Below are 18,014 nucleotides of genomic sequence, written 5' to 3'. Positions count from 1 at the left end.
GTATACACTAAAAGCCATTCAATCCTGTTCTTTGATAATGTTTAATTTATTTTTTCCATGAAATCTTCACTGAGAAATCCTTTTTCTTTCAACTTCATCTTATCAATTTTTTCCATGCCTTTCTGAAAGTCTTTCTGGTAGGCAGCATCAAACTGCATGGCTTTGTGCCACAGCAGCGTCTGTGTTTCGTAGAATGGGTTCAGGGCATTTTTGTCTTCAATCGGAGAGATGGTTTTCATGGTAATTTTGATATGCTGCAACCCTTCTTTTACCTGTGACAGGTCCTGCGCGGTTTCGTAGCAACGGTATGCCAGGCTGTTATGTGCGTTGCGTAGGGCCGCGCGCACAGGCGTATATTCTTCCAGGTAATCCCAGAGCGAGAGGCTGCCCAGCCCGGCAATGATTTTCCGGCATACCTCCAGGGATGCTTCCTGTTGACCTGCTTCATAAAGCGCATATCGCTGATGGTCCCATACCTGTGCCCATAGCCACATTTCTGTGCATTGTGCGTCCTGTAGCTGCTTTTCTGCCTGTGCCAGCAGGGCCAGTGCCAGTGGGTAGTTGTTGCTCTCTATCAGCAAGCCGGCTTCGCGCATGTTGTGGCCAAATTCATCCCGGCTGAAATCATACACATCGCCCACCGGTGGCAGTTGGAAGTTGTCATAGGGGAATGTCAGCCAGTATTCTTTTTCTATCTTCCGTGTTTTGGCTACGTCCTGCGCCTGGCGCCAGTATTCAGCGGCCTGTTTGCTGTCGCCTTCCAGATGATAACTCCAGCCGGTATAGTATAATGCCTGATGTGTATAGTGATCGTGCACTTCCGCCGATTTTTCCACTGCCAGCAGTCGCGTGCGAGCCTCGGCATATTGTTGCTGATGGACCAGGCCAAGGCCCAGGTTCACCAGTATCATATCTTCATAAAGACGTGCGGTATGTTTTTGGAGCAAGGTGTTGAAGACGGCTGTATAATGCTCATATGGGACAAATTTGAGATAGGAGCTGTTGCTCAGGACCACCTGCAGGCAGCGCTGTTCGGTGCGTAGCGCCAGCGGCATGAAGCGGATGTTTTCCGCATCGCGGCCAAGTGCCAGGCTGCATACTTTTTCCGTACGCATGGCCAGCGGCACATATTCGAGCGCAGCGCCATAGTCCAGCGAACAGGCTATTTCACACATGGCCTGCGTCACAAATTGTTTCGGTACAAACTGAAAATCGTAGGAATTGCGTTTAACAGCGATGTCGCAGATTTTCTGCGTGAGGTACTGTGGTGGCACGTCATAGATACGTTCGCTGGCATTCGGCTCGTGGGCTGTGAGCGCGCCGATGATGAAATCCTCATCCCAGAAGCATGCCCACACCTTACCGAAAGTATCGTAGTCGAATTCTTCCGCTTTCTCAAAAACAACGTTGATCCGTGATTCCCAGCCGTATTGTTTTACTTTTTCCTTAAAGCCGGGCTGATCACCAAGATGTTTTTTGATATACTGATAGCTTTGCTGGTGGATAGCTTCCTGACGGATATGCAGGAAAATGTCCATACCATGTTTCAGGATCAATTTGCTGAGGTGCTGAATATCGTGCCGGGAGCCATAGCGCCAGCGCTGACGGTCGTACTGCTCCACTATAAAAGACCATTCCGGCTGTTGCCCGTATTTGGCAGTGGCATAGTCGTATAGGGCTTTATCCACATATCGGGTTGGTATACGTTCTATCACATGCATCCCCAGATCAATGGCTTGCTGAATATACTCGCTGGTATAATATTTCGATGGTAATACTTTGCCGGATGAATTCCCCAGTACGCCACCGGCGATCAGCGCGATGTTCATGCGCTCATCGCGGAAGATGGCCGGTACTGATGAATAGTTGTATTGATTCTGGCTTACGGCAAGGAAACAGCTGTCATAGGTCCTTTTTTCTTCCGGCACATAGGAGAGGTCTATTCCTTGCGGATGCGCCTTAAATATGGCTTCTGTGAGTAAAGCCGGAGGAATGTACTGGTAATGACAGGCGTCTTCCCGGTTGACGGCCAGCAGCGCTATTTCCGGCGTCATCAGTGCTGCTTTGAAGAGCTGTAGTATATTACCCTCCACGTCATATTCACCCAGATGCTGGTGTTGCATCAGGGTTTGCAGCATGCTGCCGTTGCGGTACTGTTCCGGTATCGTGGCGATCTTATTGGAAAGCCACTGTGACGGGAACTGTCCGGTCCTTTTGTACAGGTCCGGGCCATATTGCTGTATCGCATCTGCAAAAAACTGTTCCCAGTAAGCCTGGTCTTTCACAGCAGCGGCAGGTTTGGTGGTATCCCAGTTGACAGTAACCGGTTTTCCGTAAATGTAAGAGAGGTCCGTGTGTTCGGTATAAGGACGGGCCTTCTGATTTTTGTCGTAGGCAGCCTGGTAATACTTGTCGGCCTGTTGTTCATCTCCCTGAAGGTGATATATTAAACCCAACAACCAGTTGTTGGTAAAAATGCTTTTGATGGCAATAGACCTTTCAAGATGGTCTTTTGCTTCGGCCCATTGTTGCCGGCGAATCAACACTTCTCCTATAATGCGTAGGGAGAAGTGTGCTGAAGACGACTTCTGTACGGCCATTTCCGCCCATTGCAGGGCTTTGTCGTCGGCGCCGGTTATCACAGCGCAAAAAGCAGCTTCCTGCATACAGGTGAATTCGTACGCCACTTTTTCCGGGGTGTACGGAATACCTTGGGCAAAGCGTTCCATCGCCTGTGTATAGGCTTGCTGGCTATAGAGCACATCACCGGCCTGGTGGTACGCCCAATAGTAACCCGGAGATACGGCAATGGCTTCTCTGAAGCACTGATAGGCGCCGGCGAAATCATCCTGTCCTTTCAGGCTGATGCCCTGGCGGACCAGCTGTATGCCTTTGGGCGTTACGCCCTCCTGTAGTACGGGTTGTTTGTCCAACAGTGCCTCATACATCCGACGATAAGAGATACCCATGTTGTCGTGCCAGTTCTCGCTGATGGAGCTGTAAAACTCAGGCCGGAAGGCATAGGCATATTCATGCCAGGCCAGTAGCGCATTATGGGTATTGTAAGCCGAAAGGTCGTCTTCATTGTACATGGCCGTGATCAGCGTTTGTGGCGCAAAGTCAAAACAGCGGAGGTTATAAAACCAGGAGAAGAAGTAAGGAGCGTTTATTTTCCGATGAGGCATGGTGTGTACTACCTCATCATCCTCACCATGGGCGAGGGCGATGTAGCGTACGTTTTCAGTGCCGCAGGTTTTCTGGAACGCGTCCAGGTAGAGGAAATCTATGGTGCTGTCGCCTGTCACATAGTAAGGTGTGGAGGAGGGTACCTGGCCGCGAATGGTCATATTGCCTTTTACCACGAAGAGGCCCAGATAACTGTTGGGCAGTCTCAGGTCGCCGTCTATGACAAGGTCCCCGTCACAGAAATAGATGGGGGAGCTGTCCTCGAAATATTCGTGTTCCGTTTCATAATTCTCTGTGGCCCACCTGGTATCAGCAGGATCATAGTCGTCGTTGTCCCAGTAGTCAAACAGTGATGTTATACCCAGCCTGTCCAGTACCTCCTCGTAAGAGAGTTGTTCCAGCCGGTGTTGGGCGATGAACGCGCGGGTTTCTGCATCTTCATCTTTTTCATCCGCCACCTTCTCTTCCGTTTCAACGACTGCTTCTTGCGCAGGTAGCTGGAAAAAGTTTTTCTCCGCGATCAGCGGCGCAAAAGCTGTGGTCAGCAACTCGTCGTCCACGTCTGCGAAAGACGGCTCGATATATACGCGGTGTACCTCTCCCAATGGATCAACGAAGAAGAACCATTTTTTTTCGTCATCCATGATCATGCCGAGCATCCAACAGTGAGACAGGAGCGTTTTTTCCTGGCCAAGCCACTCGCTTTGACATCCGTAGAATCTCATGAACATCTCTAACATATTGTATAACGTGTTGGCATTTTCGGCCGTATCGTTATAAGCATATACAGCACAGACGAATTCATCTTTTTCAAAGAGGAAATATCCTTTTTTGCGCCAGTAACTTGTAAAGGGAGGTGGGAAAAGCAGGCCTGAAGCGATTTCCATTGCACGGATATTTTCTTCGGACACAGGGTGTAATGCCTGCACGTTTTCCGGCCATTCGGCTTCCAGATAGGTAGCCATCGCCAGGAGGTCGTCGTATAAGGCGGCTGGCAGGGTAAAGCCGCTTTGCTGGTTTTTTTCTTCTATAGGCAGAGACGCTTTTTCATCTACCGGCAGTGGCGCTTTTTCTGCTATGGGCTGGTATCCTTTTTTCGTTTTTTCCGCGATGAGTTTATCCGCGGCTTTCCGGCATTCCTCTTCCGTAGCAAAATTTTTGATTTGTGTCTGGCCTTGTGTGCCGGCTTTTCCAAAGGTAATGGTGAGCTCCGGTCCATTGGTTTCAATGTCCCAGAACTTGTGTGACTTTTCGTCCTGATAAATAAATTTCTGTTTCATGTGGCATTTCATTTCTCCGCTGCGGGCAGTTCCCGGACCGCAACTTTTTGGGGAAGGGCTGGGGTACTGAACTATAGGTGACGGGTTTATGATGGCTAAGATAATATAAAGATGAACAGAAATGTATCCGGACAAATAACAAAAAGAGATCCGTTTTTGCGGACCTCTTTTTGGGAAAGGGTATAGGATAGTTATTGTTTTTTTTAACCTGAAATAGCCGGTAGGTGCACATGTCACCAGCCGCTCCTGAAAGTGACCGCCCTTTCGGGGACGGTCACCAGCAAATGATTGCCAGACCGGGAAGCATTGTCTTCCGGGCTGATGGTTTTAGATATGCCCACAGGCAGGGTACAGTCCCATTGGGCTGCTTCCGAAGCCTGTGTGGCAGAATGGCCGGCATTTTCCTGTTTGCAGGAGGCTGCCGGTAAGACCAATAATAGTAATGAACTTAATTTCATAATTTTGGGTTTGACTTGATTCGTTTTGTTGGGGTATTGTGTAACAGTTGCATGTCGATAACAGCCGCAAAATTAGAACGTCCGGATAGCCGGGAGAGTCGCATATTTATGCTATTAAAATTCATATAACCCTGCCAGTGAGGTATTAAAATCACCCTTTCATGAACCGTTTTCCCCTTTTCTGTAAACTATGGATGGTTGCTCCCTTATTGATCGCTATAGTATCTTTCCAGCAGCCCACATCTCTAAAAGCATTTATTCCCAAAGGCTACGAGATTTTAGATACTACTACCGGTGACCTGAACCGCGATGCCTGGCCAGATATGGTGATGGTCCTGCGTAAAAAAGGAGAGGACTCCACCTCCGATGTGGTGGAACATCCGGAGAAGCGGCCGTTGCTGGTGCTGCTGGGGCAACCGGACCATTCCTATAAACTGGCCGCCCGCAATGACAATGTGGTGTATTGTGTGGACTGTGGTGGGATGATGGGAGATCCTTTTCAGGGAGTGACGATCAAACAGGGTTATTTCTCTGTGGAGCATTACGGCGGTAGTGCCTGGAGATGGACACGGATCATTACTTTCAAATATGCTCCCGAAGACAAGAACTGGTACTTGTATAAAGACGGCGGTGATAGTTTTCATGCGTCCATGCCCGATAGTGTGACCACCAAAGTGCGTACTGTTAAGGATTTTGGGAAGGTGCCGCTGGTGAAATATGATATTTATAAAAGAGACTAACGCATCTTCCATAAGCTTTAAAAAAATGTTATGAACGGCGATGCCCGTCCGGGCTCGTTTTCCTGTCATTTTCCCGCGCGCGTATTAAAAGTTATCCAGCAAAAAACGGTTTCAAGCATACTTTTCAATAATTTTGCGCCCTCAAGGTTAAAAAAATGTTAACCTGGAAACCATTTTGCTTGTAAGAGATTGCCTGTGCCCACTGAAAAGAATTAGCACCGAATACTTGTAGCAAGTCTGTTATTCGTCCTTTGTAGCCCGGCCCTCGCTGGGCGTTGCTGTGGCATTTCATCACCTCAGTTGTACCTGTGCCAGCGGGCCGGATCGTTGTTCCCTGAAGTATTGTCTGTACAATCTTAACAACTCCTATCTATGCACGCTAACTACAGGAAACTGTTATGGCTACTGCCATGCGTAGCCCTCTTTACATCCGTTGATGTAATGGCGCAATCGAAAAAGAAACGTAGCTGGCTTTTCGGCAAAAAAACGCCTGCCGTTGTTGCTGACACGACCGCCAAAAAGAAACCCGATACTAAAGGTCTGAAACCTTACAAGGAAGTGATTACAGCCGATGCCGTTACCGTGGACGGTCTCTTTAAGGTACACCGGGTAAAGACAGACTATTACTTTGAAATCCCCCTGAAACTGGCCGGCCGCCAGATACTGGTAGTGAACAAACTGTCCAAAGTGCCGGAGCAGTTGAATGAAGCAGGTGTCAACAAAGGGATGAACTATGCCAATATGGTCATCACTTTTGAAAGAGATACCCTGCTGAATAAAATTTTCCTGCGCAAGCAGAATCCTTTCCTCGAAGTGCCCGCCAGCAACGCTATTGCGCAGTCGGTGGCCGACAACTTCATCCCGTCGCTGATCGATCAGTTTAAGATAGAAGCTTATAATAAAGACACCACCGCTTTTGTGGTGAATGTCTCCAAACTGTTTGACGGCTCCGCCAGCAGCATCAACAACGTTTTTGAATCACTCGGCCTGCCGGGTTCTCCTATTAAGGACCTGTCCCGCATCCGTGGTATCAAATCTTTCCAGGATAACATCGTGGCCAAATCGGAATTGACCGCTAAAATCACCGGCGTGGAAATATCCCTCGAAACCACTACCAATCTGGTACTGCTCAGCGAACAGCCTATGAAGGCGCGTTTCGCCGACAGGAGAGTAGGCCTCTTTACCACGCCCCGCTGGTATTTCAGCGATGCACAGCACAAACTGGAACAAAGAGAGCTGATCACCCGCTGGCGACTGGAACCTAAGCCGGAAGATATGCAGCGGTATATGAACGGTGAACTGGTAGAACCAAAGAAACCTATCGTATACTATATTGATCCCAGTACACCAGCCCAGTGGCGCCCGTACATCAAAGCCGGTATCGAAGACTGGCAGAAAGCTTTCGAAGCTGCAGGGTTTAAAAATGCCATCATCGCTAAAGACGCACCTGTCAATGATCCTGACTTTGACGGAGACGATGTTCGCTACTCTGTAGTGACGTACGCGGCTTCCGCCAAAGCCAACGCCATGGGGCCTTCTGTGATAGATCCCCGCTCCGGCGAAATCCTCGAATCAGACATTATCTGGTGGCATAACGTGATGAGCACCCTCCATTCCTGGATCCGCATTCAAACCGGCGCCATCGATCCGCGCGCCCGTGGCAACCACTTCAGTGATTCGCTGATGGGGCATGCTATCCGCTTTGTATCCAGCCATGAAGTAGGGCATACTTTAGGTCTGCAACACAACATGGGCAGTTCTTTTGCTTTCGATGTAGACTCCCTGCGCTCTCCGGAATTCACTGCCCGCATGGGTGGTACAGCACCTTCCATCATGGACTACGCCCGTTTTAACTACGTAGCGCAGCCTGGTGATAATGTAAAACAAATTACGCCTGCCATCGGCGTGTATGATAAATTCGCCATCGGATGGGCTTACCGTTATACCGGTAAAAATCCTCACGAAGAACTGCCGGAACTGAACAAACAGTTGCGCGCACACGAAAATGATCCACTCTACGCTTTCGGCGAACAACAGGATATCCGCGATGCCATTGATCCCCGTGCCCAGATAGAAGACCTCGGCAACGACGCGGTGAAAGCCAGTCGCTACGGCTTGCAGAACCTGAAACGCATTGTGCCGCAAATCCTCAGCTGGACCCGCGAAGAAGGCCAGACCTACGATGAAGCCGGTAAAATGCTCAACGCTGCTATCGGCCAGTGGAACCAATACGGCTACCATGTGATGGCCAATGTAGGAGGTATCTACGTTACGCCTACCGTATTCGGTCAGCAACAGAACAGCTACGTGCATGTGCCTAAAAAGAAACAGCAGGAAGCCGTGAAATACTTACTGGAGGAGGTGTTTAATACACCGGCATGGCTGTTTAAAAATGAAATCTACGCTAAGAGTTATCCGATCAAAGAAAGTCCCATCGGGAATATGGAATATGGCGCCCTCGTATATGCGAAAGGGTTACAGTCCTATTTCTTCTACGACCTGCTGCGGGATGAGCGCCTGTCCCGTATGATGGAGAACGAAGCGGCTAACGGCCCGGCTGCCTATACCGTAGCAGACCTGATGCATGACATGCACAACGGCATGTTTGCCAAAACCATCAAAGGCCAGTCGCTGGACATCTTCGAACGCAACAGCCAGAAAGGTTTTGTAGATGCCCTGATCGTGAGCATCGATAAGTCCGTTGCCCGTCCGGACGCCAAAAAGCTACAGGAAGAATTTATGCCGGTGGATACGCACTCCTTCTGCTCTTTTGCGTTGCAGCCACAGCAAAAGGAGGCTGAGCGCGCCTCCCGTAACCTGCAGTACTTCTCTATCCATCGTGTATCTGATGCCGTTAGTGCCAAAAGGGGAGAGATGGTGCGTCTGCTGCAACTGCTCAATAGCCGTAAAAACAGCAGCGACCGTGCTACCGCTGATCACTACAATGATCTGATCATTCGTATGCAACAAGCCTTGAACAACAAATAATAAATCAATTATCAACCTGTACATCTGTCAACAATGAAGAAAAATCAGATTTTGGCAAAAGTCTTTTGCCTGCTGCTGGCAGCTTGTCTTTCCCCTTTCCTGGCACAGGCGCAGAGCGCCCCGCGTGTTATTAAGGGTAAAGTAACGGATGCCACTTCCGGCGAAGCATTGCCGGGGGTATCTGTATATGCCAGCAATAAAACCATCGGTACCGTTACCGGTACGGAGAATGTGATCGAAAACATCAGCATTGGTGCGATCACCGACGAAAAAGGGGAGTTCTCCCTGAAGCTGCCGGACTCGCTGTCGGTAAAGCAGCTCACCATTAATTATATGGGCTACGAAACCAAACTGCTGAGCCTCACCGCCAGCAACCATTATAAAGTGGCCCTGTCTTCTGCCGGTAAAAACCTGAATGAATTTGTATTTACCGGTTACCAGACGATTAAAAAGAACAAGTCTACCGGCGCGGTGGATAAGATCAGCATGGAGAAAGTGGAAGTGGCCGGTGTCATGAGCGTGGAGCAGATGCTGCAAGGTCAGCTCGCCGGTGTGGCCATCACGCCGCAGTCCGGCGCCCCCGGACAGGCTGCCAAAATCCGTATCCGCGGTACCTCTTCCCTTCAGGGTACACAAGACCCGCTGTGGGTGATCGACGGATTGCCTATTGAAGGCACCAACCTGCCTACCGCTGACGATGCTAAGTCCATCGACCAGCTGTATACCACGGCTATCGCAGGTTACAGTCCCGCCGATATCGAAAGCATCACGGTGCTGAAAGATGCGGCCGCTACTGCCATCTACGGCGCCCGCGCTGCCAACGGCGTGATCGTGATCACCACCAAATCCGGTAAGAAAAGCGAACGGATGACCGTTAACTACCGTAACAACTTTACGTTTACACAGAAGCCTGACCTGGGCCGCCTCAACCTGTTGAACAGCGACCAGAAAGTAAACCTGGAACTGGACCTGTTCAAATCCGACTACACCTATATGGCCGGCAACGGTAGCGTGTCCAAAATCCTCAACAAGTACAACGTAACGCCGGAAGATCTTGCTAAAGGATTTGACGGTATCAACCCTGCCGCGCGTAATGAGATCAACGCACTGAGAGGCATCAATACCAACTGGAACGACCTGATCTTCCGCAGCGCTTTCACACAGGAGCACAGCGTGAGCGTTTCCGGTGGTGGGGATAAATCCACTTACTATTTCAGCGGTGGTTACTACGACGAAAAAGGCGCTACCATTGGTACCGGCGCTAACCGTTATAACATCACCCTGAAAACAGACTACGATATTACCGACAAGCTGAAGTTCTCCGCCGGTATCTTCGCTAACCAGCGTACACAGACTTCTTTCAATACTAACCGTGGCGGTAACACGAACCCGGTGCAGTATTCCCGCCTGGCCAATCCTTATACGCCTGTATACGACGCCAACGGTAATTACGTGTACGACCGGAACATCGGTGGCGACAGGAACGTACTTGACTTCAACCTGCTCGAAGAGCGTAAGAATACCAGCAATACCCTGAAGACACAGTCCGTGAACACTAACTTCAAACTGGATTATGAAGTGATCCCACGCCTGCATGTTAGTTCTCAGTTAGGTATTCAGTCCGATATCACTACCGGTGAGCAGATTGCCCTTGGGGAAACTTACTTCGTACGTTTGCTGGCCGATCAGAATATGCGCAGAGACCCGGTGACCGGCGAGCAGAAGACGATTCTGCCTAAAGGTGGCGTGATCACCAACAACAATGGCAATATGCAGCAATATACCCTCAAAACCATGGCGGAATATAGCTTCAACCTGAACAAACATCATGAGTTCAATTTCATGGCGGGTAATGAGTTGAGAAGGGTGAAAAATAAATACCAGACCACTACGGGTTATGGTTTCGATCCTAAGACGCTGACTACTATTCCGATCAAATTCCAGTCTGACCACGAGGCTAAGGAGCTGTATACTAACAGAAACACCTACACGGAGAATGCATTTGTATCTTTCTTCGCTACTGGTAGCTATACGCTCAATAACCGCTATACTTTGGGTGGTAGCATTCGTTTCGATGGTTCTGACATGTTTGGCGTAGACCCTAAATACAAATACCTGCCGCTGTGGTCTGTGAGTGGCCTGTGGCGTGTTATGGAAGAACCTTTCATGCGCAATGTAGGGTTTATCAATACTCTGAATGTGCGTGCATCCTATGGTTTGCAGGGTAACGTCGATAAAAATACCTCTCCGTTCGTGATGGGTACTTATTACAATGCGCCCATTCTGCCTGGCGACCCGGTGCAGGTTATCCAGGTGCAATCGCCTCCCAATGCTAAACTCCGCTGGGAAAAGACCATCAACAAAAACATTGGTGTAGATCTGAGTTTCCTGAAAAACAGGATCAGTATTACAGCCGATTACTATGATCGTCATGGTAAAGACCTGATCAACGTATATGCTTTAGCGTTGGAGACCGGTTTCCAGAATATGGCCGTGAACTGGGCTGAGATGCGTAACCGTGGTGTGGAAGTAAGTGTAAGCACCCGCAATATTACCCGTAAGGATTTCCGCTGGACGACCGACTTTAACTTCTCCTATAACAAAAACACCGTGCTGCGTGAAACGCTGGCGGACAACTCTTACTTCCCTTCCAGACAGGGTAATCCTACCGGAACGATCTGGGGTATTGATTATGCCGGTCTCAATGAGCACGGTATGATCATGGTGAACCACAATGGCAAAACCATGTCGCTGTCGGAATTGCTGAAGTTGGGTGATGATTTCGCCGGTGATCCGGACCTCGGGGGCATGTTCCCTTATTCTGGTCTGTCTAATGATGAGCAGCGTGCGTTGTTCCGTAATATGGGTAATATTGATCCACTGTATACCGGTGGTCTTACCAACAACTTTACCTATAAGCGTTTCGATCTGTCTGTTGGCCTGCTGTTTAACCTTGGCCAGAAAGTACAGATTCAGCCGCCGTTCAATCCATTCTACTTTGACCGTGGCGCCAATACCACTACGGCTATCCTCGACCGCTGGACACCTTCTCATCCAGACGCGAAATATCCCGGTCTGGTGGGCGCTGGTCCGCAGACACCGGAAGATATCCGCTTGCTCGGCAACTGGTTGAAAGATAAATACTACCAATATACCAGCCTGGGAATGTTTATCCGTGATGCCGGTTACGTACGTGTCCGTAATATCACGCTGGGTTACCGCCTGCCGGAAGACGTGTGCGGCCGCATCCGCCTGAAAGGCCTGAAAGTAACCGGTGAGGTACGTAATCCGTTTGTATTTGGCGCTAACTATGACGGCTATATGGACCCCGAAACAATGGGTAACATCTACGCACAGCCGATTCCCAAAACATTCACCATTGGTTTGAATGCCACTTTCTAAAACCGTAACACATGCGTAAAGTAATATATACCACCGGACTGTTGGCAGCGTTGACTGCTTTCTCTTCCTGTAAAAAATACCTGGACATCGTACCGGTAGGGAAAGTCGTTCCTACTACCGTGGAAGATTTCCGTAAGGAAATGGATGGAGCTTATACCGTTGTCGTTTATGATAAAGGCCTCGCTTCCTACCGTAGTGACGAAATCAAGATGAATGAAGGCCGCTCCGGTGATGCGAACCAGTTAAAGCCGAACTATTTCTGGGAGGAGAACAATGGTGACAATATCGCTACCTATAGTTGGAGAGCCAATTATCAACAGATATTTTATGCCAACCATATCATTGATGCTGTAGGAGGCGCTACCGAAGGCACACAGGAACAAAAGAACCAGTTGGCCGGCGAAGCTTTGCTGCTGAGGGCTTACACCCATTTCAATCTGGCAAATCTGTACGGCAAGCCTTATAACGAAGCCACTGCTGCTACCGACAAAGCAGTGCCGGTAATCACTAAAGTGGACTTACAGGTAGCTACGCCGCGCAATACCGTTAAACAAGTCTTTGACCAGGTGATCTCCGATGTAGAGGCTGGTCTTCAACTGGTGAATGTGGACCAGTTTGCATCGGCATCTTCTTACCGTTTCTCCAAATTGTCCGGCCAGGCGCTGGCAGCGAGAGTTTATCTCTACACGCATCAGTGGGATAAATCACTGGCCGCGGCTAAAGCTGTGCTGGAGAAAAAAGCCACGCTGGTGGATTTCAATAAAAGTACTAGCCAGCCTGTGATGTACAATTCTGTGGAATCACTCCAGGCTTTCGAACAGATCTATACCAACGGCGCTATTCTGACCGCCTTTGTATCCGACCCGTTGTATGCTTTGTATAATACTACCGGTGATCTTCGTCTGAAGGTTTTCTACGGAAAAGACAGCAAGCAGAATAATATCGTCCTGAAAATCAGTAACAACAATAGTTTCCGTTCATCTTTCCGCGTGGCCGAGATGTACCTGGTCGCTGCGGAAGCTGCCGCGCAACTCAATCAGCCTGATTTGGCCCGCAACTATCTGAATGAACTGAAAAAGAACCGCCTCACCCCGGACTTTTATCAGACAGAAGTTACCCGCCTTGCTACCCTCGCCGGTACCGACCTGTTAAAGGAAATACAGGACGAGCGTTTCCGCGAGCTGGCCTTCGAAGGGCACCGCTGGTTTGACCTGCGGAGAACAACACAGCCGCAGATTGTGCATACCACAAAAGGCCGGACTGTAACGCTGCAGGCAGGTGATCCGCGGTATACTATCAAAATACCTACCGACGCGATTGCCAACAATCCATTACTGTCGGAATAACGGTAAAAGATATACGATAATGGAGAAAGTCCCCGGCATGTGTCGGGGGCTTTTTTATGTATATTTGTATACATCATGTTCCACCGCTTTCCTCCCATCGCTGCTCCTGTCGCCGACCCGACCTTCCTGACCAGTAACGGCGAAATCTTCGCTAAACTGAAGCAGGAGTCCAAAGCTGGCAAACGCACTGTTTTTGTGACAGAGCACTGCCTCATCTTTGTCACCAAAGGGGTGAAGCTACTGCATCTGCCGGAAACGACGGTCGAAGCTGGCCCGGATACCGTGGTGCTGCTGAAGAAAGGGATTTACGTCATGGCAGAATACATCGAAGAAGGGCTGAACTTTGAAGCCCTGATGTTGTTTTTGCCGGTGAAGCTGTTGAAGAGCCTTGCCACGGAGCCATTCTTCCACAGTAGTAAAACGCCCTCCACGGCGCCTTATACTGTTTTTAACGGCAATGAGCTGGTGCAGGCCTTCAAAGCCCATCTGCGCCTGTATTTCGATAAACCGGTATTGTACACCAGCCAACTGCTGGCATTAAAACAAAGAGAGATATTATTACTGCTGATGAACGGCGAACATCAGCGGGAGGTCGTTGACTTCATCACTGCGGCGCTCAGTACCGAACCGGCCGACCTGGATGAGGTGATGCGCACGTATTTACTGCAACCTGTTACCCTGGAAGACCTGGCCAGCCTGACGAACCGCAGCCTGGCTACTTTTAAGCGCGATTTCCAGCGTAGGTACCATATGCCGCCCCGGCAGTGGATCAATGAGCAACGGCTGCAACAGGCCCGGCTGCTGCTGGAGAATACACGCCTGCCCGTAGGGGAGGTCGCCGGAAACTGCGGCTACGACAATACCTCCCATTTTATCCGCATCTTTAAAAAGAAATTCGGACATACCCCACAAGCTATACGAGCCGAAATGACGATAGATTGAGCCGGCCGGACTATCCAGCCGATAAAGCCTTCGATAATTTTGTGTGATAAAATCACATCACATGAAAATAATACTGATAGGCGGTCACGGTACCATTGGCAAAACAGTCGCCGCTGCGCTGGCGTCCAGGCATGAAGTCATCACCGCCGGCCGCAACAGCGGCGACATCCGCGTGGATATCACTTCCGAAGCATCCATAGAGAAAATGTTCCGCGAGCTGAAAACCGTCGATGCCTGTATCTGCACCGCAGGTACCGGTTACTACGGCGATTTCGGCGCTATGCGCCAGCAACAGATAATGCCCGGTATACAGGGCAAGTTAATGGGACAGGTGAACCTGGTTCTGATAGGGAAAGACTATCTCACTGAAGGGGGCTCTTTTACCCTGACATCGGGCGTTGCATCGGAGCTACCGGCTAAAAACGGCACCTGTGTGGCGATGATCAACGGGGCCGTCAACAGCTTTGTGCTGGGCGCCTCTCAGGAACTGAAAAGAGACCAGCGTATCAATGCCGTGAGCCCCGGTCTGGTGGAAGACAGCAACGAACGTTATGGCGCACTGTTTCCGGGCTACAACCTGGTGCCCATGCAACGGGTGGTGAATGCCTATTTATTGAGCGTGGAAGGCGCTGTAAATGGCAGGATCATCAAAGTATATGAATAGTGGCTGTTAATGTAAGGGTTCATAGAGTTCCATGATGGATACACACCTGAAGGCGATCCCGTTTATTTCTTCTGTATGAGATTCGTGGTAATGGCCATAGTACCACTGCTTACATCCTGCGGCGGCAGCTTCATGATAAATACTGCTCATCAGCTGCCGCTCCTTTTCAAGATCTGCCGCCAGGTCCCGGCCCGCCGACAGCTCTTTGACAACAAAGTGCTGCACTACTTCATTATACGTATAAGGCCACACTTCCCGTGGCGCAATATGGCTGACCACCCTATCAATGCCTTGCGCACAGGCTGCCCTCAGCAGTGCTTCGTCATAAATTACCTCCTCATCGGGCCAGTAGGTTTTGCCGGCAGTTCTGTTGATGCGGTCTATGGAAAGGCCGCCGCCAATGCATAGTATCCGCTGTTGTGCTACTTCCAGCACAGTATAGTCTTTTACCAGTTGCACGTGTTGCAGTCCGAAGGTATGCCCGTGGTCCCAGAACCATTTGTTGTCATGATTACCCCTGAGGATATATAATCGATTCCCACGGCCGCGCATAAACTGATCTGTTTGTGAAAGGGCCTTCAGATCATCAGCTACAGGTTGAAATCCAAGTCCCCAGTCACCCACCTGTATGAAGACAGTATCTTCCAGGTTTAGTTTTTTAATCCGGGAGAGTAGTTCGGGATAGCCGCCGTGGAGATCGCCAATGATAATCATAGTGTATTATACTAATTTATGATGACATATATTTGTATGGATGACAAACCTCCAATCCTTCCAACAAGCCATCTACAAATTCTATCCGCTTTCTCCGGCGGAATGGGAGGATTTTTCTTCGAAACTTGTCCTCAAAAATTACAAAAAAGGTGATTTCCTCGTTCGTGAAGGACAGGTGGAGAATTTCATTTATTTCCTTCATAAAGGCGCTACCCGCAATTATTTCATCCGGGATGGAAAAGAGTTTACGGTCGACTTCCACTTTGAGGGGGAGATGGTGACTGCTTATTACTCGCTGATCACCCGGGAGCCGAGCACGACTTTTATTGAGCTGTTGGAAGATGCCGACGTTGTAGCCATTCCTTTTCGTTTCCTGCAGGAGTTCTATGGCAAATACCACCATGGAGAGCGGATAGGTCGTCTGGTGGCGGAATACCAGTATGTCAGAAGACTAAAAAAGGAAATGGAACTACTATCGCTGACGGCGGAAGAGCGTTATGTGGCGCTGTTACAGCGTAATCCGGCGCTGGTGCAGCAAATATCCGTGAAACACCTGTCTTCTTTTCTGGGCATCCAGCCGGAAAGCCTGAGCCGTATCAGAAAGCTGCACGCCAGAAACTAACATACATCATTTGCCGGGTATAGCGGAAGGTGGACATTTGTATCAGACAAAACACACCTTTACATGAAACCTATTATTATACTGATAACAGTATTTGCAGTGGCTTTGCTGATATCCAGGCCGGTTACCGGAGAATGGCAACTGATCTTCGCCGGTAATCTGGGTATGTGCTGTATGTTGTGCTTCACGGCCCTCGGCCATTTTCTTTTCCCTAAAGGGATGACCATGATGATGCCACCGGTGATACCCTTCAAAACCATGATGGTATATGTTACCGGCGTTGCGGAGATTATCATGGGCATTTTGCTGATGGTGCCCACGCTGCGGGAGATGACCGGCTTTATTATCATCATCTTTTTTATAACCATTTTCCCTGCCAACATATATGCGGCTATCAAACATGTGAACCTGGAAAAGGCCACCTATGACGGGCCGGGGCCGGGCTATCTCTGGTTCAGGGTACCGGAGCAACTGTTGTTCATCGTATGGATATATGCTTTTGCTATCGCTGGCTTTTAAACGGACAGGTATGTACGAAGTAGAGATCACCAATAGGGAAACTGTTGTATTTGTGAATAGCATCCGGGCGAGGAGCCTGAAAGGCTTTTGCTGGTTATGGCTGCACCTGCCGGCGATTATACGGTCGGTAAAACAGCACTATGGCGCCTATGAGTGTATTCCGGCGCTGGTAAGTCCATTGCAGATTGTAATGGTAAGCTACTGGCTTGGTTACAAGGAGCTGGGAGAATACCATCAGGGCAGCTTTCACCGGCGTTTCATGGATTTTGTAAAGAGAAATCCTACCGCGCTTGGGATGTATTTCGAAAGCTATGCTCCCGGCAAATCAGGAAAATATATCAACGGTGAATTTGGGCTGGCAAAGAATTTCCGGCGGAAGTTATGAGATCATTCATATTGCCATGTATTGGCTGCGGAAGCCCGTGATGCCTGCTGACCGTAGGATAACTGATGGACCGCTACAATGCCGGGCGCTATTCCTACAATTGCTGAAAGTGCTACCAGTTTGATGTCTTCTTCCAGCGGCTCTTCTTCGCTATGAAATTGCCAGTCGCCGTCTTCATCATGATAAACGTATAAAATTGGTTTGCCTTCCAGCACCTGGCGGGTGGTGAATACGGCTACATTTCTCTCTTCCTGGAATATAAAATCTGCGTTCCGGTCTAATAGCGGCTGCCGGCGTTTTAGCGCGGGATGGAAGTCCGGGTCCCATGGAAACAAAGATTGTTTGTCGGGCCACACCAATTGTAAGACGGGGAAGGAAGCATGCTCATAAAAATAGCTGCCAACCGCCGGATAGTAAGGGTAATACGCCGGATCTACGGGGAGAAACTGCACCGGATAATTTTCCAGCAACTCCTTGTAGGGAGTATTCGTAGTGAAAGAAACGCCGGCTTTTATCTGATCACAGGCGTTATTTAGCAGACTGGCCATCAATTCCAGCGGCAACCCGAAACAGATAATTTCCGGATGATTAAAACGCCGGAACAACCCAATTGTATAGGCAAATCCGGGCAGGTAGTCATCTGCCGGCACCTGCACGATGAAACAGCCGTGTTGATCAATTTTTTCCTGTATGGATTCCCGCGTGAGGGGAGGGCAGTGGTCTGCTGGCATGCGACAAATATATCGATAAAAACACGCCATAAACTGT

13 protein-coding genes are annotated in these 18,014 nt (G+C 49.4%); 9 read left to right on the top strand and 4 right to left on the bottom strand.

What is annotated here, in order from left to right:
* Positions 1-41: 41 nt before the first annotated feature.
* Positions 42-4,466: a WGR domain-containing protein gene (locus ICL55_RS20080; protein ID WP_188100495.1), complete on the bottom strand. Its 4,425-nt coding sequence runs from the start codon at positions 4,464-4,466 to the stop codon at positions 42-44.
* A 233-nt stretch (positions 4,467-4,699) separates the two neighbouring features.
* The gene (locus ICL55_RS20075; protein ID WP_188100493.1) at positions 4,700-4,924 is read right to left on the bottom strand and encodes a hypothetical protein; all 225 of its coding nucleotides are present in this window, start codon (positions 4,922-4,924) and stop codon (positions 4,700-4,702) included.
* Between the two features lie 161 nt (positions 4,925-5,085).
* On the opposite strand from ICL55_RS20075, the gene ICL55_RS20070 reads away from it, so the two are divergent.
* From ICL55_RS20070 to ICL55_RS20045, 6 genes are all read left to right on the top strand, one after another.
* Positions 5,086-5,664: a hypothetical protein gene (locus tag ICL55_RS20070; RefSeq protein ID WP_188100491.1), complete on the top strand. Its 579-nt coding sequence runs from the start codon at positions 5,086-5,088 to the stop codon at positions 5,662-5,664.
* 372 nt (positions 5,665-6,036) lie between these two features.
* Positions 6,037-8,652, top strand: coding sequence for a zinc-dependent metalloprotease (locus tag ICL55_RS20065; RefSeq protein ID WP_188100488.1), 2,616 nt, complete (start codon positions 6,037-6,039; stop codon positions 8,650-8,652).
* A gap of 51 nt (positions 8,653-8,703) precedes the next feature.
* Positions 8,704-12,054, top strand: coding sequence for a SusC/RagA family TonB-linked outer membrane protein (locus ICL55_RS20060; RefSeq protein ID WP_188100486.1), 3,351 nt, complete (start codon positions 8,704-8,706; stop codon positions 12,052-12,054).
* Positions 12,055-12,065: 11 nt separating this feature from the next.
* Positions 12,066-13,400: a RagB/SusD family nutrient uptake outer membrane protein gene (locus ICL55_RS20055; protein ID WP_188100483.1), complete on the top strand. Its 1,335-nt coding sequence runs from the start codon at positions 12,066-12,068 to the stop codon at positions 13,398-13,400.
* 75 nt (positions 13,401-13,475) lie between these two features.
* A complete protein-coding gene (locus ICL55_RS20050) occupies positions 13,476-14,342 on the top strand; it encodes an AraC family transcriptional regulator (protein WP_188100481.1) in 867 nt (288 codons plus the stop codon).
* A gap of 61 nt (positions 14,343-14,403) precedes the next feature.
* On the top strand, positions 14,404-15,006 hold the full coding sequence (locus ICL55_RS20045; protein ID WP_188100479.1) for a short chain dehydrogenase: 603 nt from the start codon (positions 14,404-14,406) through the stop codon (positions 15,004-15,006).
* A 6-nt stretch (positions 15,007-15,012) separates the two neighbouring features.
* Here ICL55_RS20045 and ICL55_RS20040 read toward each other — a convergent pair whose 3' ends face one another.
* Entirely contained in the window at positions 15,013-15,720 is a 708-nt protein-coding gene (locus tag ICL55_RS20040; protein ID WP_188100477.1) for a metallophosphoesterase, read from the bottom strand.
* 40 nt (positions 15,721-15,760) lie between these two features.
* Between ICL55_RS20040 and ICL55_RS20035 the strand changes: the two genes are divergently transcribed.
* From ICL55_RS20035 to ICL55_RS20025, 3 genes are all read left to right on the top strand, one after another.
* Positions 15,761-16,342, top strand: coding sequence for a Crp/Fnr family transcriptional regulator (locus ICL55_RS20035; RefSeq protein ID WP_188100474.1), 582 nt, complete (start codon positions 15,761-15,763; stop codon positions 16,340-16,342).
* 63 nt (positions 16,343-16,405) lie between these two features.
* The gene (locus ICL55_RS20030; protein ID WP_188100472.1) at positions 16,406-16,861 is read left to right on the top strand and encodes a DoxX family protein; all 456 of its coding nucleotides are present in this window, start codon (positions 16,406-16,408) and stop codon (positions 16,859-16,861) included.
* A gap of 10 nt (positions 16,862-16,871) precedes the next feature.
* Positions 16,872-17,246 carry a hypothetical protein gene (locus ICL55_RS20025; RefSeq protein WP_188100470.1) on the top strand — a complete coding sequence of 125 codons (375 nt, stop codon included), beginning with the start codon at positions 16,872-16,874 and terminating at the stop codon, positions 17,244-17,246.
* A gap of 2 nt (positions 17,247-17,248) precedes the next feature.
* Here the strand turns inward: ICL55_RS20025 and ICL55_RS20020 are convergent, their stop codons facing one another.
* The gene (locus ICL55_RS20020) at positions 17,249-17,977 is read right to left on the bottom strand and encodes a DUF4262 domain-containing protein (RefSeq protein ID WP_188100468.1); all 729 of its coding nucleotides are present in this window, start codon (positions 17,975-17,977) and stop codon (positions 17,249-17,251) included.
* Positions 17,978-18,014 lie beyond the last annotated feature (37 nt).

Origin of the sequence: Chitinophaga varians (assembly GCF_014529945.1) — a bacterium.
GTDB classification, from domain to species: domain Bacteria; phylum Bacteroidota; class Bacteroidia; order Chitinophagales; family Chitinophagaceae; genus Chitinophaga; species Chitinophaga varians.
Note: the sequence above shows the minus strand (reverse complement) of the source record. Positions and strands in the feature narration are given on the sequence as shown.

Coding starts and splice junctions, on each gene's coding strand:
- ICL55_RS20080 (WP_188100495.1), bottom strand. CDS start 4,466: ATGAAACAGAAATTTATTTATCAGGACGAAAAGTCACACAAGTTCTGG.
- ICL55_RS20075 (WP_188100493.1), bottom strand. CDS start 4,924: ATGAAATTAAGTTCATTACTATTATTGGTCTTACCGGCAGCCTCCTGC.
- ICL55_RS20070 (WP_188100491.1), top strand. CDS start 5,086: ATGAACCGTTTTCCCCTTTTCTGTAAACTATGGATGGTTGCTCCCTTA.
- ICL55_RS20065 (WP_188100488.1), top strand. CDS start 6,037: ATGCACGCTAACTACAGGAAACTGTTATGGCTACTGCCATGCGTAGCC.
- ICL55_RS20055 (WP_188100483.1), top strand. CDS start 12,066: ATGCGTAAAGTAATATATACCACCGGACTGTTGGCAGCGTTGACTGCT.
- ICL55_RS20050 (WP_188100481.1), top strand. CDS start 13,476: ATGTTCCACCGCTTTCCTCCCATCGCTGCTCCTGTCGCCGACCCGACC.
- ICL55_RS20045 (WP_188100479.1), top strand. CDS start 14,404: ATGAAAATAATACTGATAGGCGGTCACGGTACCATTGGCAAAACAGTC.
- ICL55_RS20040 (WP_188100477.1), bottom strand. CDS start 15,720: ATGATTATCATTGGCGATCTCCACGGCGGCTATCCCGAACTACTCTCC.
- ICL55_RS20035 (WP_188100474.1), top strand. CDS start 15,761: ATGACAAACCTCCAATCCTTCCAACAAGCCATCTACAAATTCTATCCG.
- ICL55_RS20030 (WP_188100472.1), top strand. CDS start 16,406: ATGAAACCTATTATTATACTGATAACAGTATTTGCAGTGGCTTTGCTG.
- ICL55_RS20025 (WP_188100470.1), top strand. CDS start 16,872: ATGTACGAAGTAGAGATCACCAATAGGGAAACTGTTGTATTTGTGAAT.
- ICL55_RS20020 (WP_188100468.1), bottom strand. CDS start 17,977: ATGCCAGCAGACCACTGCCCTCCCCTCACGCGGGAATCCATACAGGAA.